Source organism: Asticcacaulis sp., from assembly GCF_035497195.1.
Classification (GTDB): Bacteria; Pseudomonadota; Alphaproteobacteria; order Caulobacterales; family Caulobacteraceae; genus Asticcacaulis.
The window spans coordinates 731,193-745,129 of record NZ_DATJDZ010000014.1; the positions used below are offsets into that span (position 1 = coordinate 731,193).

14 protein-coding genes are annotated in these 13,937 nt (G+C 60.8%); 9 read left to right on the forward strand and 5 right to left on the reverse strand.

Annotation, left to right across the window (positions count from 1 at the left end):
- Nucleotides 1-9 precede the first annotated feature (9 nt).
- Together VL130_RS07540 and fucP are read right to left on the reverse strand one after the other, a co-directional pair.
- The gene (locus tag VL130_RS07540; protein WP_325362143.1) at nucleotides 10-837 is read right to left on the reverse strand and encodes an amidohydrolase family protein; all 828 of its coding nucleotides are present in this window, start codon (nucleotides 835-837) and stop codon (nucleotides 10-12) included.
- Entirely contained in the window at nucleotides 834-2,096 is a 1,263-nt protein-coding gene (gene fucP / locus VL130_RS07545) for an L-fucose:H+ symporter permease (protein WP_325362144.1), read from the reverse strand. The genes VL130_RS07540 and fucP overlap by 4 nt, the downstream gene beginning before the upstream one ends.
- Before the next feature lie 237 nt (nucleotides 2,097-2,333).
- Here fucP and VL130_RS07550 point away from each other — a divergent pair, with 237 nt between their 5' ends.
- Entirely contained in the window at nucleotides 2,334-2,687 is a 354-nt protein-coding gene (locus tag VL130_RS07550) for an L-rhamnose mutarotase (RefSeq protein ID WP_325362145.1), read from the forward strand.
- A 66-nt stretch (nucleotides 2,688-2,753) separates the two neighbouring features.
- Nucleotides 2,754-3,698 (forward strand): Gfo/Idh/MocA family oxidoreductase, encoded by a 945-nt coding sequence (locus VL130_RS07555; protein WP_325362146.1) that lies wholly within the window; start codon nucleotides 2,754-2,756, stop codon nucleotides 3,696-3,698.
- Nucleotides 3,699-3,710: 12 nt separating this feature from the next.
- Here VL130_RS07555 and VL130_RS07560 read toward each other — a convergent pair whose 3' ends face one another.
- A complete protein-coding gene (locus VL130_RS07560; protein WP_325362147.1) occupies nucleotides 3,711-4,991 on the reverse strand; it encodes a glycosyltransferase family 87 protein in 1,281 nt (426 codons plus the stop codon).
- A 66-nt stretch (nucleotides 4,992-5,057) separates the two neighbouring features.
- On the reverse strand, nucleotides 5,058-6,521 hold the full coding sequence (gene pyk, locus VL130_RS07565) for a pyruvate kinase (protein ID WP_325362148.1): 1,464 nt from the start codon (nucleotides 6,519-6,521) through the stop codon (nucleotides 5,058-5,060).
- A 467-nt stretch (nucleotides 6,522-6,988) separates the two neighbouring features.
- On the opposite strand from pyk, the gene VL130_RS07570 reads away from it, so the two are divergent.
- The gene (locus VL130_RS07570) at nucleotides 6,989-8,353 is read left to right on the forward strand and encodes a sugar MFS transporter (protein WP_325362149.1); all 1,365 of its coding nucleotides are present in this window, start codon (nucleotides 6,989-6,991) and stop codon (nucleotides 8,351-8,353) included.
- On the opposite strand, the gene VL130_RS07575 is transcribed toward VL130_RS07570, so the two are convergent.
- Nucleotides 8,337-8,465, reverse strand: a complete 129-nt coding sequence (locus tag VL130_RS07575; RefSeq protein ID WP_325362150.1) for a hypothetical protein — start codon at nucleotides 8,463-8,465, stop codon at nucleotides 8,337-8,339. The two genes, VL130_RS07570 and VL130_RS07575, sit on opposite strands and share 17 nt — an antisense overlap.
- On the opposite strand from VL130_RS07575, the gene VL130_RS07580 reads away from it, so the two are divergent.
- The 6 genes from VL130_RS07580 (at nucleotide 8,464) to VL130_RS07605 (ending at nucleotide 13,905) form a co-directional block, all read left to right on the forward strand.
- Complete coding sequence (locus VL130_RS07580) at nucleotides 8,464-9,384, forward strand: ROK family protein (RefSeq protein ID WP_325362151.1); 921 nt, start codon at nucleotides 8,464-8,466, stop codon at nucleotides 9,382-9,384. The two genes, VL130_RS07575 and VL130_RS07580, sit on opposite strands and share 2 nt — an antisense overlap.
- A gap of 1 nt (nucleotide 9,385) precedes the next feature.
- The gene (locus VL130_RS07585) at nucleotides 9,386-11,071 is read left to right on the forward strand and encodes a carboxylesterase/lipase family protein (RefSeq protein ID WP_325362152.1); all 1,686 of its coding nucleotides are present in this window, start codon (nucleotides 9,386-9,388) and stop codon (nucleotides 11,069-11,071) included.
- A gap of 205 nt (nucleotides 11,072-11,276) precedes the next feature.
- A complete protein-coding gene (gene ybgC / locus VL130_RS07590) occupies nucleotides 11,277-11,744 on the forward strand; it encodes a tol-pal system-associated acyl-CoA thioesterase (protein ID WP_325362153.1) in 468 nt (155 codons plus the stop codon).
- A 107-nt stretch (nucleotides 11,745-11,851) separates the two neighbouring features.
- Nucleotides 11,852-12,592, forward strand: a complete 741-nt coding sequence (gene tolQ, locus VL130_RS07595; RefSeq protein WP_325362154.1) for a protein TolQ — start codon at nucleotides 11,852-11,854, stop codon at nucleotides 12,590-12,592.
- 4 nt (nucleotides 12,593-12,596) lie between these two features.
- Nucleotides 12,597-13,082: a biopolymer transporter ExbD gene (locus VL130_RS07600; RefSeq protein ID WP_325362155.1), complete on the forward strand. Its 486-nt coding sequence runs from the start codon at nucleotides 12,597-12,599 to the stop codon at nucleotides 13,080-13,082.
- A 4-nt stretch (nucleotides 13,083-13,086) separates the two neighbouring features.
- Nucleotides 13,087-13,905 carry a hypothetical protein gene (locus tag VL130_RS07605; RefSeq protein WP_325362156.1) on the forward strand — a complete coding sequence of 273 codons (819 nt, stop codon included), beginning with the start codon at nucleotides 13,087-13,089 and terminating at the stop codon, nucleotides 13,903-13,905.
- The last annotated feature ends 32 nt before the right edge of the window (nucleotides 13,906-13,937 follow it).

Sequence of the window (13,937 nt, forward strand, 5' to 3'; positions counted from 1 at the left end):
TGGGCGACCTTATAGTTGGTAGAAGCGGCGGGCAGTTTCGCCCATTATGGCAGTTTGTGTGGTTTCTGGTTTGTCAGTCAGCCAGCGCAATGTCCAGTTGAACCAGTGGCTATAGCTGTCTTTCAGCAGTATGACGGGCCAGTCAGACCCCCACATCAGGCGATCGGGACCGAAAACAGCCAGCAAGTGATTGGCGCAGGGGGTAAGAAGATCCTCATTCTGTTCATCCGGCATCTCGGTCAGCAGGCCGGACAGTTTGCAACTGACATTGGCGTTCCGCGCCACGGCGGAGATTGCACCCTGCCACTGCGCCATGTCTTCCGGATGGCCGAGCGGCGGCTTGGCGCCGTGATCGATAACAATGCGCAGGTCGGGATTATGTCGCGCCAATTGGTCGATAAAGGGCAGGTGGCGGGTATAAACCAGTGCGTCGAAAGCGAGATCATGAATGGTCATGGCCTCCAGCGCTGGCCGGATGTCCTCACGCACAATCCAATCGTCCTGGGGCAGGCCCTGCAACATGGGCCGCAGACCTTTCAGCTTGGGTTGCCGCGCGAGGTGAGCAATGCGTTGCGAAGCCTCCGCTGCGGCGAAATCGGTCCAGCCGACAACACCCCGAATCAGCGGCGTGGCGGCGGCGACCGCCAGCATCCAGTCTGTATCGGCGTCCGAGGGTTGCGATTGCACCAGTATTGTGCCGTCGATATTCAGCCCGTCGCAGGCAGCGGCGAGATCCTCCGGCCCGAAATCGTGGTAAATCTCGCCGAGGTCCGGCGTCGGCCACTCATGGCCATTCTGGCCGATCCGCCACAGGTGCTGGTGGGCGTCGATGATCAATGGCTTTTGCTCATATCAACCGTCACCGATTTCGAGCCGAGACCGTAGAGCGCCACGACCACGAAACAGACCAACGGCACGAAGATCGCGGTCTTGATATGGCTTATGTCCGACACCTTGCCCATGATGGCGGTAAGGACCGCGCCGCCGATAATGCTCATGACCAGGAAGGACGCGCCGGTCTTGGTCAGCGGGCCGAGGCCGCGTACAGAGGTGGCGAAGATGGTCGGGAACATGATCGACATGAACAGCGAGCAGGCGACCATGGCGTAGAGGCCATAGAGTCCGCCGACGGTCGCTGCATAAGCGGTCAGGGCGATATTGATGACCGCGAAAACGCCGAGCAGTTTGGTGGCCGGCAGGAAACGCAGCAGGGCGGTGCCGATGAAACGCCCGACAGCGAACAGGACAAGGGCGGCGATGACATAACTGGCGGCGGCCTTGTCGGTGATGCCGATTTCCGACTGGGCGTAACGGATGGTGTAGCTCCAGACGCCGACCTGGGCGCCGACATAGAAGAACTGTGCCACTACGCCCATGAGGAAATGCTTGTGCTTCAACAGGCCGCCGAGCGCTTGTCCGGTGGTGAGTCTGGCCTCGTCGGCGTCGTGCGTATTGCCGGTGGCGGCTTTGGGGAATTTGGTGAAGGTGACGAGGATGGCCCACAGCAGGATGACCCCGCCGATAATCAGGTAAGGCGTCTGTACCGCCCTGGCTTCACGTACGAAATCGGCCGCGTTGAGCTTTTCGATGCCGGAGAGGATAAAGGTCTGGCCGACCCACAGCCCGACCAGCGAGCCGAGCGGATTGAAGGCCTGCGCCAGGTTGAGGCGGAAGGCGGCGTGTTTTTCATCGCCCAATATGGTCATCAGCGGATTGGCCGAGGTTTCGAGGAAAGCCAGCCCGGCGGCGATGACGAACAAGGCGGCGAGGAACCAGTTATATTGGCGGATTTCCGCCGCCGGATAGAACAGCAGGGCGCCGAGGGCGAACAGGCACAAGCCGGTGATGACCACCGCTTTATAACCATATTTGCGCATGAAAAAGCCGGCGGGCAGGGCCAGCAGGAAATACCCCATATAAAAAGCCGACTGCACCAGACCGGACTGGAAATCGGTCAGGGTGAAGGTTTTCTTGAATTGCGGAATCAGGATGTCGTTGAGATTATTGGCCATGCCCCAGAAGAAAAACAGGGCGGTAATCAATATGATCGGCCAGATGGCGGCGAAGCCCTTGGCGGGCGCAGGAGTCGGCGTCATTCATTTGTCCCTGTTTTGAGTCTCGAAGACCTTGTTTTGTGTCGGGACATTAGCATCACATATGAATCAGAACGTCAAATATGAAATTTTCTGAACCATTTGCGCTCCCGCGAAAACTTCAATATATACTCAGACATATGGCCCTCAGAGGCCGGGCAGGCTCGCCGCACGCGTGGCGGCGGGCGCTTGCCCTGGCCAAATCGTGACAAGCACGATTTGGAATAACGGGAAATACGGATGCCTACGGAAAAACGCGTCTATGCCCTGGATCTGAAAGATGATCCGGCGCTGATCGACCGCTACAAGCAATGGCACGCACCGGGACAGGTGCCGGTGGCCATCAACGACTCGATCCGTGCGGCAGGCATCGCAGCGCTGGAAATCTATCTGGTCGGCAACCGGATGTTCATGATCCTGACGCCGGGGCCGGACTTCGATCCCGTCGCCAAGGCGGCGGCCGATGCGGCAAGCGTTGAGGTACAGAAATGGGAAACCCTGATGTGGGAATTCCAGCAGGCGCTACCTTTAGCCGAACCCGGTCAGAAGTGGCTGCCGATGGAACGGATATATAGTCTTGCCGAGCAGGCTTGATTTTTAATTATAATACAATTACGAGTGCAAAAGCTGCGGCTTAAAGAACGGCAAGGAAACGTGACGATGGGATTATTTGGTAAGAAGCCTTTGAAAATCGGCCTGATCGGGCTTGGCAAGATCGCCGTCGATCAGCATATCCCGTCGATTCGCGGTAACAAGCGTCTGGAACTGGTGGCTGGCTGTTCGCCGCATACCCGCCCCGAAGGCGTCAACGCCTACCCCGACATGGACGCCATGATGACGGCGCACCCGGAGATCGAGGCCATCGCCATCTGCACGCCGCCGCAGATCCGCCATGAAATCGCCAAACAGGTCATTTCGATCGGCCGCCACGTGTTCCTGGAAAAGCCGCCCGCCGCCACGCTTGGTGAGGCCGAGGCGATCAAAATGCTGGCCGAAGCCAAGGGGGTTTCGCTGCTGGCCTCGTGGCACTCGCGTTTCGCGCCCGCCGTAGAGGCGACGCGCAAGTGGGTTTCCGAGCGCCAGATCAAGAGCATCACCATCCACTGGAAGGAAAATGTCCGTCAGTGGCACCCCGGCCAGAAGTGGATCTTCGAGGCCGGCGGCATGGGGGTCTTCGATCCCGGCATCAATTCGCTGTCGATCCTGACTCGCATCCTGGCCGATTCGGTGATGGTGAAAAGCGCAGACCTGCATATTCCGGTCAATTGCGACGCGCCGATCCAGGTCGAGATGGACATGATGACCGAGGTCGGTTTCCCGATCCGCGCCGAGTATGACTTCCTGCAAACCGGCGTCCAGACCTGGAGCATCTATATAGAGTCCACGTCCTACGAAAAGCTGACGCTTTCGATGGGCGGCACCGAGCTGGAAATCGACGGCCATACCGTGATCAAGCAGAAGGAGGCCGAATATGCCGGTCTTTATGCACACTTCCACGACCTGATTCGCGCCGGCAAGTCTGACGCCGATTTCTCGCCCCTGCGCATCGTTGCCGACGCCATGCTGCTCGGCAAGCGCATCGCCGCCCCAGAGTACATAGAGTAATATATTGAGTAATCAGGTCTGAGCGGGCGCCCAGCCCTTATGCAGTGTTGTCGACGCGGTTTCTGCGGTCATGATGCGGCGGACGACGAACGCAAATACGATCAGCAGGACTAGCGGCGCGATGGGCAGATGCAGCAGGACGGCCAGTTTGCGTGAGGCCAGCGGCAGCAGGAAGGCGGCCAGCAGCAGAAGTTTTTCCCAGTTGCGGAAACCGTCTTTCGCGCCGGTCAGCACCAGCCAGCCGAGCGGCAGGGCCGTCACCAGCAGGTCGTAATCGAGCAGGAAGGGCGTGGCCAGCACGGTGGCCGAAATCGTCAGCGCGCCGAGCGCCAGTCCAGACGGGCGGTATCTGAATGCGACATAGGCGGCGGTCGAGAGTGCACCGGCGGACAGCAGGCCTTGCGCGGCATAGGCGGCCGTCATGGGTATGTTCCACACGCGCAGGCCGGCGTAAAAGCTCTGCATCAGGGCGGGATCGACCAGGCCCTGGTTGAGCACCTCGCGGGCATAGGTGCTGTTGGCGAAAAAGGCCATGTAGCCCGCCGGTCCCACGGCCAGATAAGCGATGCCGCACATAGCCAGTGCACTGAAGCCGGTCGCAAAAAACACACGCCAGCGCTTCGGATCGGCCAGCGCCGCCGCGCCGAGCACGAACGGCAGGCCGATGGCCAGTTGCGGCTTGATGACCATCAGGCCGAGGATCAGGCCGGCCACGATCGGGCGGCGGTCCATCAGAAGGAAACCGCCAGCCATTATTGCCAGGGTCAGGGCGCCGTTCTGGCCGCAGCCGATATTGATCCATACCGCCGGGAAGGCCAGCAGCACCACCAGCGGGATCGCCCCTTCCGGTCGCAGGTGGCGGAAATAAGCGCGCAGCAGGCCGAGGGCGGCGGCGGTTGTGCCGGCCATCCAGACGAGGGCCGACCAGCCGTACGGCAGGAGGGCCAGCGGCCAGCACAGCAGCAGATAGGGCGGCGGATAAAAGAAGGCGAGATAGCCGTGCGTGCCGCGAAACAGGCTGTCTTCGGCAATCGCGTGCGCGGCGGGATTCCACGCGTCGGCGGCATGGCCGGACAGAGCCAGCTTCGAGGCGGCATAGAAGCTGATGAAATCGCCGCCAAGGGGTTCCGGTCCGGTCGCAAAAACATCGAAACGCAGCCAGAACCACAGGGCCATGATGATGAAGGCGACGACGCCCATCAGGCTGTAGACGCGGCCGCGCTCAGCGTTCAGCCAGTCGGCGCGGCGAAGCGCATCGATAAGGCGGCCCAATATAAGGCGAGCAGGCGGCATGAAAAAGCTCCGGAGGTCTGACTACCGGAGCTTAAATAGAAAGCTTTGATTTAACGTTACCCGCGCTTACTTCTCGCCGTCGTCGAATTCGGCTTCCTGCGCATTGGTGCGCGACACGCGGGCGACGCGGAGCGAATTGGTGCTGCCCGACTTGCCGAATGGCATCCCGGCGACGATGACGATATCCTGGCCGGGTTCGGCGATCCCTTCCGAACGCGCCAGTTTGGTGGCGACGGCGACCGTTTCGGTCATGGAGTGGGTGATCGGCGTCAGGATCGGATGGACGCCCCAGCACAGCGCCAGGCGGCGGGCGGTTTCCATGTTGGGCGTCAGGCCCATGATCGGCGCGGTCGGGCGTTCGCGGGCGACGCGCAGGGCCGAACTGGCCGAATTGGTCATGGCGGCGATGGCCACGGCGTCGATGGTCTGGGCCACCTGGCGGGCGGCGGCGGCGATGGCGCCGTTGGTCGTCTTTTCCGGTTCAGGACGACGACGGTCGGTCATGTTGCGCCAGCCATCGTCGGTTTCGACGCGGGCGACGATGCGGTCCATGATGGTGACGGCCTCGACCGGAAACTGGCCGGCGGCGGTTTCGGCCGACAGCATAACGGCGTCGGCGCCATCGAAGACGGCGGTGGCGACATCGGAGGCTTCGGCGCGGGTCGGCGTCGGGGCCGAGATCATCGATTCCAGCATTTGCGTGGCCACGATGACCGGCTTGCCGGCGGCGCGCGACGCATTCACGATGCGCTTCTGCGCCAGCGGCACTTCTTCCGGCGGCAATTCGACGCCGAGATCGCCGCGGGCGACCATTACGGCGTCGGACAGGCGGATGATTTCTTCGAGATTATCGAGCGCCTGCGGCTTTTCAAGTTTGGACAGCACCCAGGCGCGGCCCTTGATGATTTCGCGCGCTTCAAGCACGTCTTCCGGACGCTGCACGAACGACAGGCCGATATATTCGACGCCGCGTTCCAGTGCGAACGCCATGTCCTCGCGGTCCTTCTTCGTCAGGGCCGGGATGGGCAGCACCACGTCCGGCACGTTGACGCCCTTGCGATCCGATAGCCGGCCGCCATTGATGACGATGGTTTCGAGATGGTCCTCGCGCACATGGGTGACGCGCAGTTTCAGCTTGCCGTCATCGAGCAGCAGGTGCGAGCCGATCTGGGCGGCGGCGATGATTTCGGGGTGGGGCAGGTTGGCGCGGCGCGAATCACCCGGCGTCGGGTTGAGGTCGAGGCGGAAGGGATTGCCATTGGTCAGCACCACGGCGCCGCCCATGAAGCGGCCGACGCGCAGTTTTGGGCCCTGCACATCGGCCAGGATGCCGATCGGGTGCCTGGATTTGGCTTCCAGTTCGCGGATCAGGTCGATATTGCGGCCGTGATCCTCGTGGCTGCCGTGCGAGAAATTGAGCCGGAAAACGTCGGCGCCGGCCTGGAACAGTTGCGCCAGCATATCGGCGTTGGAACTCGCAGGCCCTAAGGTGGCGACGATCTTGGTTTTACGGCGGCGAAGGATTTTCAATTCAGGTTCTCACGGATTTAGAAAGGCATTTCAACGGCTTGGTCAGTGACTTGAGACAGTGTGCCTTTGTGCGCTTATATCTGGTGCGTTTCGCGTGCGACAAAGCCTTTATTCTCCGGCCGGGTCAAGTTTAATTTTATGCTGCGCTGCAAGGTGTGACAGCGCTGTCTAAATTTATTTTTTTGTTAAGAAATTGTCATACTTAATGCGCGGTAAGGCTTGTTTTACGCGCATTTGTAAATTTTCCCTGTTGCGGCAAGGCGGATCGTTCGCCGGAGAGGTGTGGGGACTTGTCAGACAATTAAATTGGATATACCTCTGGCGGCTGGCTGAATGCAGAATTGCTGCACTGCGCAACGGTTTTCATTTGCCAACAGCGCAAAAACACGTTTTTTGCAATTTGATTTATTTAATTCGTGAAGGCAGCTTGCGCGCACTTCACCATAACAACGCAACAGGCAGGTTATATGTCCGAAACTTCAACAGCGCCCCAAGAGGCAAGCAAGCCGGGAGGCAGTGGCCTCGTGTTGGCGATTGTCTATGTCACCATACTCTTCTTTATCTGGGCGGTGGTCACCAATCTCCTCGACCCGCTCGTGAAGACCATGAAAACGGTTTTCACCCTGACACCGGTTCAGTCCATGCTGACCGGCTTCGCCTTTTTCATCGCTTATTTTGTCATGTCCCTGCCATCGGCGGCCTTCCTGTCGCGCGTTGGCTACGCCAAGTCGGTCATGGTGGGGCTGGGCGGCATCGCCGCGGGTTGCTTCATCGCCATCGCGGCGGCCAATCTCCACATCTATACGGTCTTCCTGGTCGCCCTGTTCACCATGGCGTCGGGTGTGACCCTGTTGCAGGTGGCCGCCAATCCGCTGATCGCTTCGATGGGCAAGCCTGAGGATTCGGCATTCCGCCTGAACCTGTCGCAATCGTTCAACTCGCTGGGCGCGGCCTGTGGTCTGTTCTTCGGCGCTTCCTTCCTGCTCAATGGCGACATTTTCAAGAAAGATATCGTTATCACTGAGGAAATGAAGCAGCAGGCCCTCGGTTTCGTCACCAATGTCTATCTCGCTATCGGCATCGCCCTGGTTATCTTCATCCTGCTGATCTACCTCGTTCGTCAGCGGATCACAGACGCCGCGCCGAAGACCGGCCATCTGGTGTCGCCGTTCAGCGCCCTGGGTTCCAAGTGGGCCAATCTCGGCTCCATCGGCATCTTCCTCTATGTCGGCGCCGAAGTGGCTATCTCGCTGAACCTGTTGTTGTTCCTCGAACAAGCCAAGATTCTGAACCTCGAAGCCCAGTCGGCGGGTCACCTGACCACCTTCTACATGCTGTTCGCCATGATCGGCCGCTTCGCCGGTTCGGCCCTGCTGAAGTTCGTCCGCGACTACATCATGCTGACCCTGGTGGCCATCGGCGCCATCGCCCTGTCGCTGGTCGTCATCTTCACCAAGGACATGGTGCCTACCGAGCCGACCGGTATCATCAACGTTATCCTGACGTCGGTGCCGGTGACATCGGGTCTGATCCCGGCCGCCGCCGCCCTGCTGATCGGCCTGTTCAACTCGATCATGTTCCCGACCATCTTCACCCTGACGCTGCAACGTTCGACCGCGCCGACCTCGGCTACGTCGGGCCTGCTGTGCATGGCTATTGCGGGGGGCGCGGTTCTGCCACTGGCCTTCGCCAAGATCCAGGAAATGACCGGTTCCATGTCGATGGGCTTTATCGCCCCGCTGATCTGCTACGTCTACGTGCTGTGGTTCTCGTTCGCCTGTCGCAAGGCGAAGGTCCATGCCATCGAAGAAGGCGTCAGCGGCGGTCACTAAAGACCAAGGCTTCAAAAAAAGCCCCTGAAAATGCCTGCCCGGCGTTTTCAGGGGTTTGCTTTTTGGGATTAAATAAAATAAAAATAAGAAAATGACGGGGATGAGGCAGCATGTTGAATATCGGTGTGGATTTTGGCGGAACGAAGATCGAGGCGGCGGCGCTGTCGCCGTCTGGCGAATTCCTCTCCCGGCACAGAGAGCCAAATCCCGGCAATTATGACGCCGCCCTGATTTTGGTCCGCGATCTGATTGCGCGCGCGGAGGCCGAGGCCCGCAGCAAGAACCCCAACCTCGGTGAAATGACGATCGGCATCGGTTCGCCCGGCTCCGCCTCGCCGCGTCACGGCCTGATGCGCAACTCCAATTCCACCTATCTCAATGGCCGTCCTTTCAAGACGGACCTCGAAGCCGCGCTCGGCCAGCCGATACGCCTGGCCAATGACGCCAACTGCCTGGCGCTCAGCGAGGCCAAGGATGGCGCCGCCGCCGGCGCGGCCAATGTCTTCGCCGTCATCATTGGTACGGGATGCGGCGGCGGGGTGGTGATCAATGGCCATCTGGTCGAGGGCGCCAACGGCCTGGCCGGCGAATGGGGCCATATTCCCCTGCCGTGGCCCCTGCCGGAAGAGAACCCCGGCCCGAAATGCTGGTGCGGCCTGCACGGCTGCCTCGAAACCTGGATATCCGGCTCCGGCTTCGCCCGTGATTTTCATGCCGTGACGGGCCGGTCGCTCAAGGGCGAAGAGATTATCACCGCCATGCGCGCCGGTGACGCCGAGGCCGAAGCCTGTTTCGACCGCTGGGTGCGCCGCCTGGCGCAGGCGCTGGCGGTCGTTGTCAATATTCTCGATCCGGACGTCTTTGTTTTTGGCGGCGGCATGTCCAATATTCCCGAAATGTATGATCGTCTGGCGCCGCGCATCGAACCGCTGGTTTTCACCGATCGCTGGGAAGCGCGATTTGTGCCGGCGAAATGGGGCGATTCGTCCGGCGTGCGCGGCGCGGCCTATCTCTGGACGCAGGGCCACTAGGATGAAAGCGGGGCTGGCCGGTTTTTGTCTGCTGGCGTTGATCGCTACCGCCCTGCCGGCTACCGCTCAGGAACCGATGCGCGGGCCGGATGGCCGCTACCGCATGGTGCTGCCGGGAAAGACGCCACCGAAACCGGTGCCAGCGCCAGCCGCCCAACCCGATATGCAGCCCTATATATCACCGGCTATGCCGCAGATTGACGCTCCCTTACCAACGGGGCCAAAGCCCGACGTCATCGTGCCGGTTTCCGGCGGCCAGATCGGCGGCGAGGCCTGGAGCGACGGCACCTTCGCCTTCAAGGCCGTGCCTTTTGCCCGCCCGCCGCTCGGTGACCTGCGCTGGATCCCGCCGCAGGATGTGCCGGCATGGGAGGGTGTCCGTTTCAGCAAAGACAGCGCGCCGGGCTGTTTGCAGGCCGATTACGGCTGGCAGACGAAAATCTCTCAGGCCAGTTCGGAAGACTGCCTCTATCTCGAAATCCGCACGCCATCGCTGAATCATGGCGCGAAAAAGCCGGTCATGGTTTTCTTCCATGGCGGGGCCAATCGCGCCGGTTCGGGCGAGGGCACCATCTCTTCCGACCTCGGCAGGCGCGATGTCGTCATCGTCACCCTGCAATACCGGCTGGGTGTTTTCGGCTTTCTGTCGCATCCGGCCCTGACCGCCGAGAGCGCCAATCACGCTTCGGGCAACTATGCCCTGATGGACCAGATCAAGGCGCTGCAATGGCTGCGCGATAATATCGCCAGCTTCGGTGGTGATCCGGATAATGTGACGATCTTCGGCCACAGCGCCGGCGGGCAGGATGTCGGGCTGATGCTGGCCTCGCCGCTGGCGCGCGGGCTGTTCCACAAGGCGATCGAGGAAAGCGGTACGCCGCAGTTCGGCTTCGCGCCGCGCACCCTGGTGCAAAACGAGGCGCTGGGCATCCGGCTGGCCGAACAGTTCAGCCAGGAGCCGGCTGATGGTGCGAAAGCTCTGGCCGGCCTGCGCCACGCCCCGGCTATGGCCTTGCAACAGGCGGGTGACAAGCTCTCGCCGCTGATGGAGGACGCCGGTTTTATCTGGGATCAGGGGACGGTCGATGGCTATATCCTGCCGAAATCGCCTGCGGAAATTTTCAAGGCCGGTGAGGGGGCCAAGGTGCCGCTGATTATCGGCGTTTCCGCGCGTGAACTGATGCTGGCCGATGTCAGCGCCTCGCTGTACGGCGCCATCGCCACGCGTTTTGGCGCGGATCGCGGCAAGGCCCTGCGGTTCTACAAGCTCGATATCGACAAGACGCCGAAGCGGGATGAGGTGTTGGGTGACGTGCCGCTGCAACTCTCGACCGATCTCATGCTGCGTTGTCCGGCGGACTGGATGGCGCGTCAGGTGACAGCCGCCGGGCAGCAGGCATGGCTCTATCAGCTCGATATCGACGCCGACCCGAAAGCCGATGTGCATCATGGGTCTGAGTTGAGCTTCGTCTTCAATGATCGTCCGAAAGGCGTAAAAGAAGATCACTGGCCGCGCCTGATGGATTACTGGGTGCAGTTCGCCAAAACAGGAGATCCGAACCGCAAGGGGCTGGATGACTGGCCGCATTATGGGCGCAAGGGCAGCTATATCGAATTCACCCGCAAGGGCAGCCAGACCGAAGACGGTATGCGGTCGGATATCTGCGCCCTGCTGGACCGGCCTTAAATTATACCTCCCCACCTCTGGTGGGGAGGGGGACCGACGCGCACTTGCGCGTTGGTGGTGGGGTTTCTTACTTAAAAAGCGGGTGGTTCGTTTTCAAAGCAAGATACCCCACCACCACGCCTTTCAGGCGCGGTCCCCCTCCCCGGCAAAGCCGGGGAGGTATAAGAGGGTGGAAACTGCGCTGAACTGTCGCTAAAACAGCCGGATGACCCCAAACCTTCAGAGCCAAGACCTTTCCGGCCGGATCAACGGCGACCATCACGAACTGCCGGTGCGCATCTACTACGAGGACACCGATTTTTCCGGTGTCGTCTATCACGCCAATTATCTCAAATATTTCGAGCGCGGGCGCTCCGAATATATGCGGCTGATCGGTGTCCATCACCATCAGCTCGCCGCACTGGAAGAGCCTCTGGCCTTCGCTGTCAGTTCAATCAATATCCGTTATCTGAGCCCGGCGCGGATCGATGACCTGGTGTGCGTCAAAAGCCGCCTGATCGTGGCGCGCGGGGCGAGTTTCAAGCTCGACCAATGGGTCGAACGTGACGGTCAAACCCTCGCCGAAGCCCAGGTCCAGGTGGTCTGCATCGACCTCAATGGGCGGCCGAAACGCCTGCCGAAAGACCTGCAAGCCGCCATAAAAGCACGGGTTGCCGGGGAAAACGCACTGTAAAGGCGTCTTTTTCTGTTCCAACGCCATAGAAATGTCGCCAATTGTCGGGCATGGTACGGCGCATTGCAGATTCACTATTCGTATTAACTTAAAACCGAGGATGCGACATGAGCGCCAGTTCCGCCGCCATCTCTGCCACCGCCAGCTCTGCCACTGACAGCCTTCCCGGCGCCTTGAATTTCGTCAGCCTTTTCCTGCACGCCGATGTCGTGGTCCAGATCATCATGGTCGGGCTGGCCCTGGCCTCGCTGTGGTCATGGACCATCATCATTCAGAAGACCGGCGCGCTCGGCCGCGTCAACAAGGAGGCCGACGGCTTCGAAGGCGCGCTCAATTCGGGCCGCGCGCTCGATGATATCGCCGCCACGCTCGGCACCCAGCCGAAGGAGCCGTTCCAGAAGCTGCTGGTCGCCGTCACCGCCGCCTGGAAGGATTACAAGGGCAAGACCATGAGCGCCGTTCAGGGCGATCTGCTGGTCTCTCAGGTCGACCGCGAAATGAACCACATCATCGCCAACGAAGCCGACACCATCGAAGACGGCCTGAGCATCCTGGCGGTTATCGCCACGGCGTCACCGTTCGTCGGACTGTTCGGTACGGTCTGGGGCATCATGAACGCCTTCTCGGCCATCGCCTCCCAGGGCGACACCAACCTGACCACCGTGGCCCCGGCTATTTCGGAAGCCCTGTTCGCCACCGCCATGGGGCTTTTCGCCGCCATCCCGGCCTATATCGCCTTCAACCTGTTCAATGCGAAGGTGGCGCGCTTCACCTCGCGCATGGAAGGCTTTGCCGATGAACTGATGGTGTCGCTGACCCGCCGCCTTGGCGACAAGCTGGGGGGCTGATCACATGGCTATGGGAGGTTCCGGATCTGGCGGAGGACATCGTCGAGGCCGCCGCACGCGCCGCCGCGCGGCCCTGTCGGAAATCAACGTCACGCCGATGGTCGATGTCATGCTGGTACTGCTGATCATCTTCATGATTTCGGCGCCGCTGCTCAATTCTGGCATCAAGATCAATCTGCCGAAGACCGAGGCCGCCGCGCTCAAGGACGAGGGCGAACCCGTCACGGTGTCGATCGACAAAACCGGCCAGCTCTATGTCAATGACGAGCCGGCGAGCTATGACCAGGTGGCGCCGCGCCTGCTGGCCATTACCCGCGGCGATACCGAAACGCAGATCTATGTCCGCGGTGCGGGCGAAGCGACCTGGGATTCGGTCGCGCGCGTGATGGGCAAGCTGTCGTCGTCCGGTTTCACCAAGATCAGCCTGGTGACCGATACGATGGGCAAGCCTGCCGCCAACGCCGCTGAGCCCGAAAGCGTGACCCCATAGACGCATGAAGAAGTCCGGACCGTCCTTTATTATCTCCCTGCTGCTGCACGTCGGCCTGATCCTGCTTGCCTTTGTCAGCCTGCAATTAAGCCCGCCGCCGGTCAAGGTGGCGTCGGTGCCGGTGACGATCATTTCCGACATGCCGAGCCGCCAGATGGCGGAGGCCCCGGTCGATGAACTGGCCGTCAAGACGCCTGAACCGATTCCGCAGCCGGAACCCGTGCCGCCGCAGCCGACCCCGGCGCCGCCGCAACCGGTGCCGACGCCAATCAAGCCAGCGGCAAAGCCCGTGCCGGCGAAGCCGACGCCCGCGCCGCCCCACAAGAACGGCCTGAAGAAGCCAGAGCCTGCGCCCGCGAAGAAACCGACGCCCGCCAAACCGGCGTCCAAGGCCAAGCCGCAGGATGATCTTCTGAGCCGTCTCGCCGCAACGCCCTCACAAGCGCCGACGCGCCGTCAGCCTCGCGCATCGACGCAGAAAACGGCAGGTATTTCAGCAAAAGGTTTTGGACCGGCCGACGCCGGACAGAAAACCGCCCTGGACGAACTGATGCGGCGTATGCAAGAAAACTGGATTGTGAATTGCGATGTGCCGGGCAGCCGCGAAGTCAATCCGCAGATCAAGTTCACACTTTCGCCTAACGGGCGTGTTATGCAGGCGCAATGGATTAATAAGAGGACCGATCCGATTTGGGTCGCGGGAGCCAATCTGGCTCTGGCGGCGGTAAATAAAGGGCAGCCTTACGCGGGACTGCCGGATGGTCTTTATAATCGTCCAATTACGTTTACCTTCTCTGCTGAACAGTTCTGTAACGGGCAATAAGTGTATCGCCGCCGGAACTAACTGAAAGAAGA

What these genes read in the sequence shown, in the direction of transcription:
- VL130_RS07570 (WP_325362149.1), top strand. Translation starts at nt 6,989, where the DNA reads ATGTCCGAAACTTCAACAGCGCCCCAAGAGGCAAGCAAGCCGGGAGGC.
- ybgC (WP_325362153.1), top strand. Translation starts at nt 11,277, where the DNA reads ATGACCCCAAACCTTCAGAGCCAAGACCTTTCCGGCCGGATCAACGGC.
- VL130_RS07555 (WP_325362146.1), top strand. Translation starts at nt 2,754, where the DNA reads ATGGGATTATTTGGTAAGAAGCCTTTGAAAATCGGCCTGATCGGGCTT.
- VL130_RS07550 (WP_325362145.1), top strand. Translation starts at nt 2,334, where the DNA reads ATGCCTACGGAAAAACGCGTCTATGCCCTGGATCTGAAAGATGATCCG.
- VL130_RS07600 (WP_325362155.1), top strand. Translation starts at nt 12,597, where the DNA reads ATGGCTATGGGAGGTTCCGGATCTGGCGGAGGACATCGTCGAGGCCGC.
- VL130_RS07585 (WP_325362152.1), top strand. Translation starts at nt 9,386, where the DNA reads ATGAAAGCGGGGCTGGCCGGTTTTTGTCTGCTGGCGTTGATCGCTACC.
- VL130_RS07580 (WP_325362151.1), top strand. Translation starts at nt 8,464, where the DNA reads ATGTTGAATATCGGTGTGGATTTTGGCGGAACGAAGATCGAGGCGGCG.
- VL130_RS07575 (WP_325362150.1), bottom strand. Translation starts at nt 8,465, where the DNA reads ATGCTGCCTCATCCCCGTCATTTTCTTATTTTTATTTTATTTAATCCC.
- fucP (WP_325362144.1), bottom strand. Translation starts at nt 2,096, where the DNA reads ATGACGCCGACTCCTGCGCCCGCCAAGGGCTTCGCCGCCATCTGGCCG.
- VL130_RS07605 (WP_325362156.1), top strand. Translation starts at nt 13,087, where the DNA reads ATGAAGAAGTCCGGACCGTCCTTTATTATCTCCCTGCTGCTGCACGTC.
- VL130_RS07560 (WP_325362147.1), bottom strand. Translation starts at nt 4,991, where the DNA reads ATGCCGCCTGCTCGCCTTATATTGGGCCGCCTTATCGATGCGCTTCGC.
- tolQ (WP_325362154.1), top strand. Translation starts at nt 11,852, where the DNA reads ATGAGCGCCAGTTCCGCCGCCATCTCTGCCACCGCCAGCTCTGCCACT.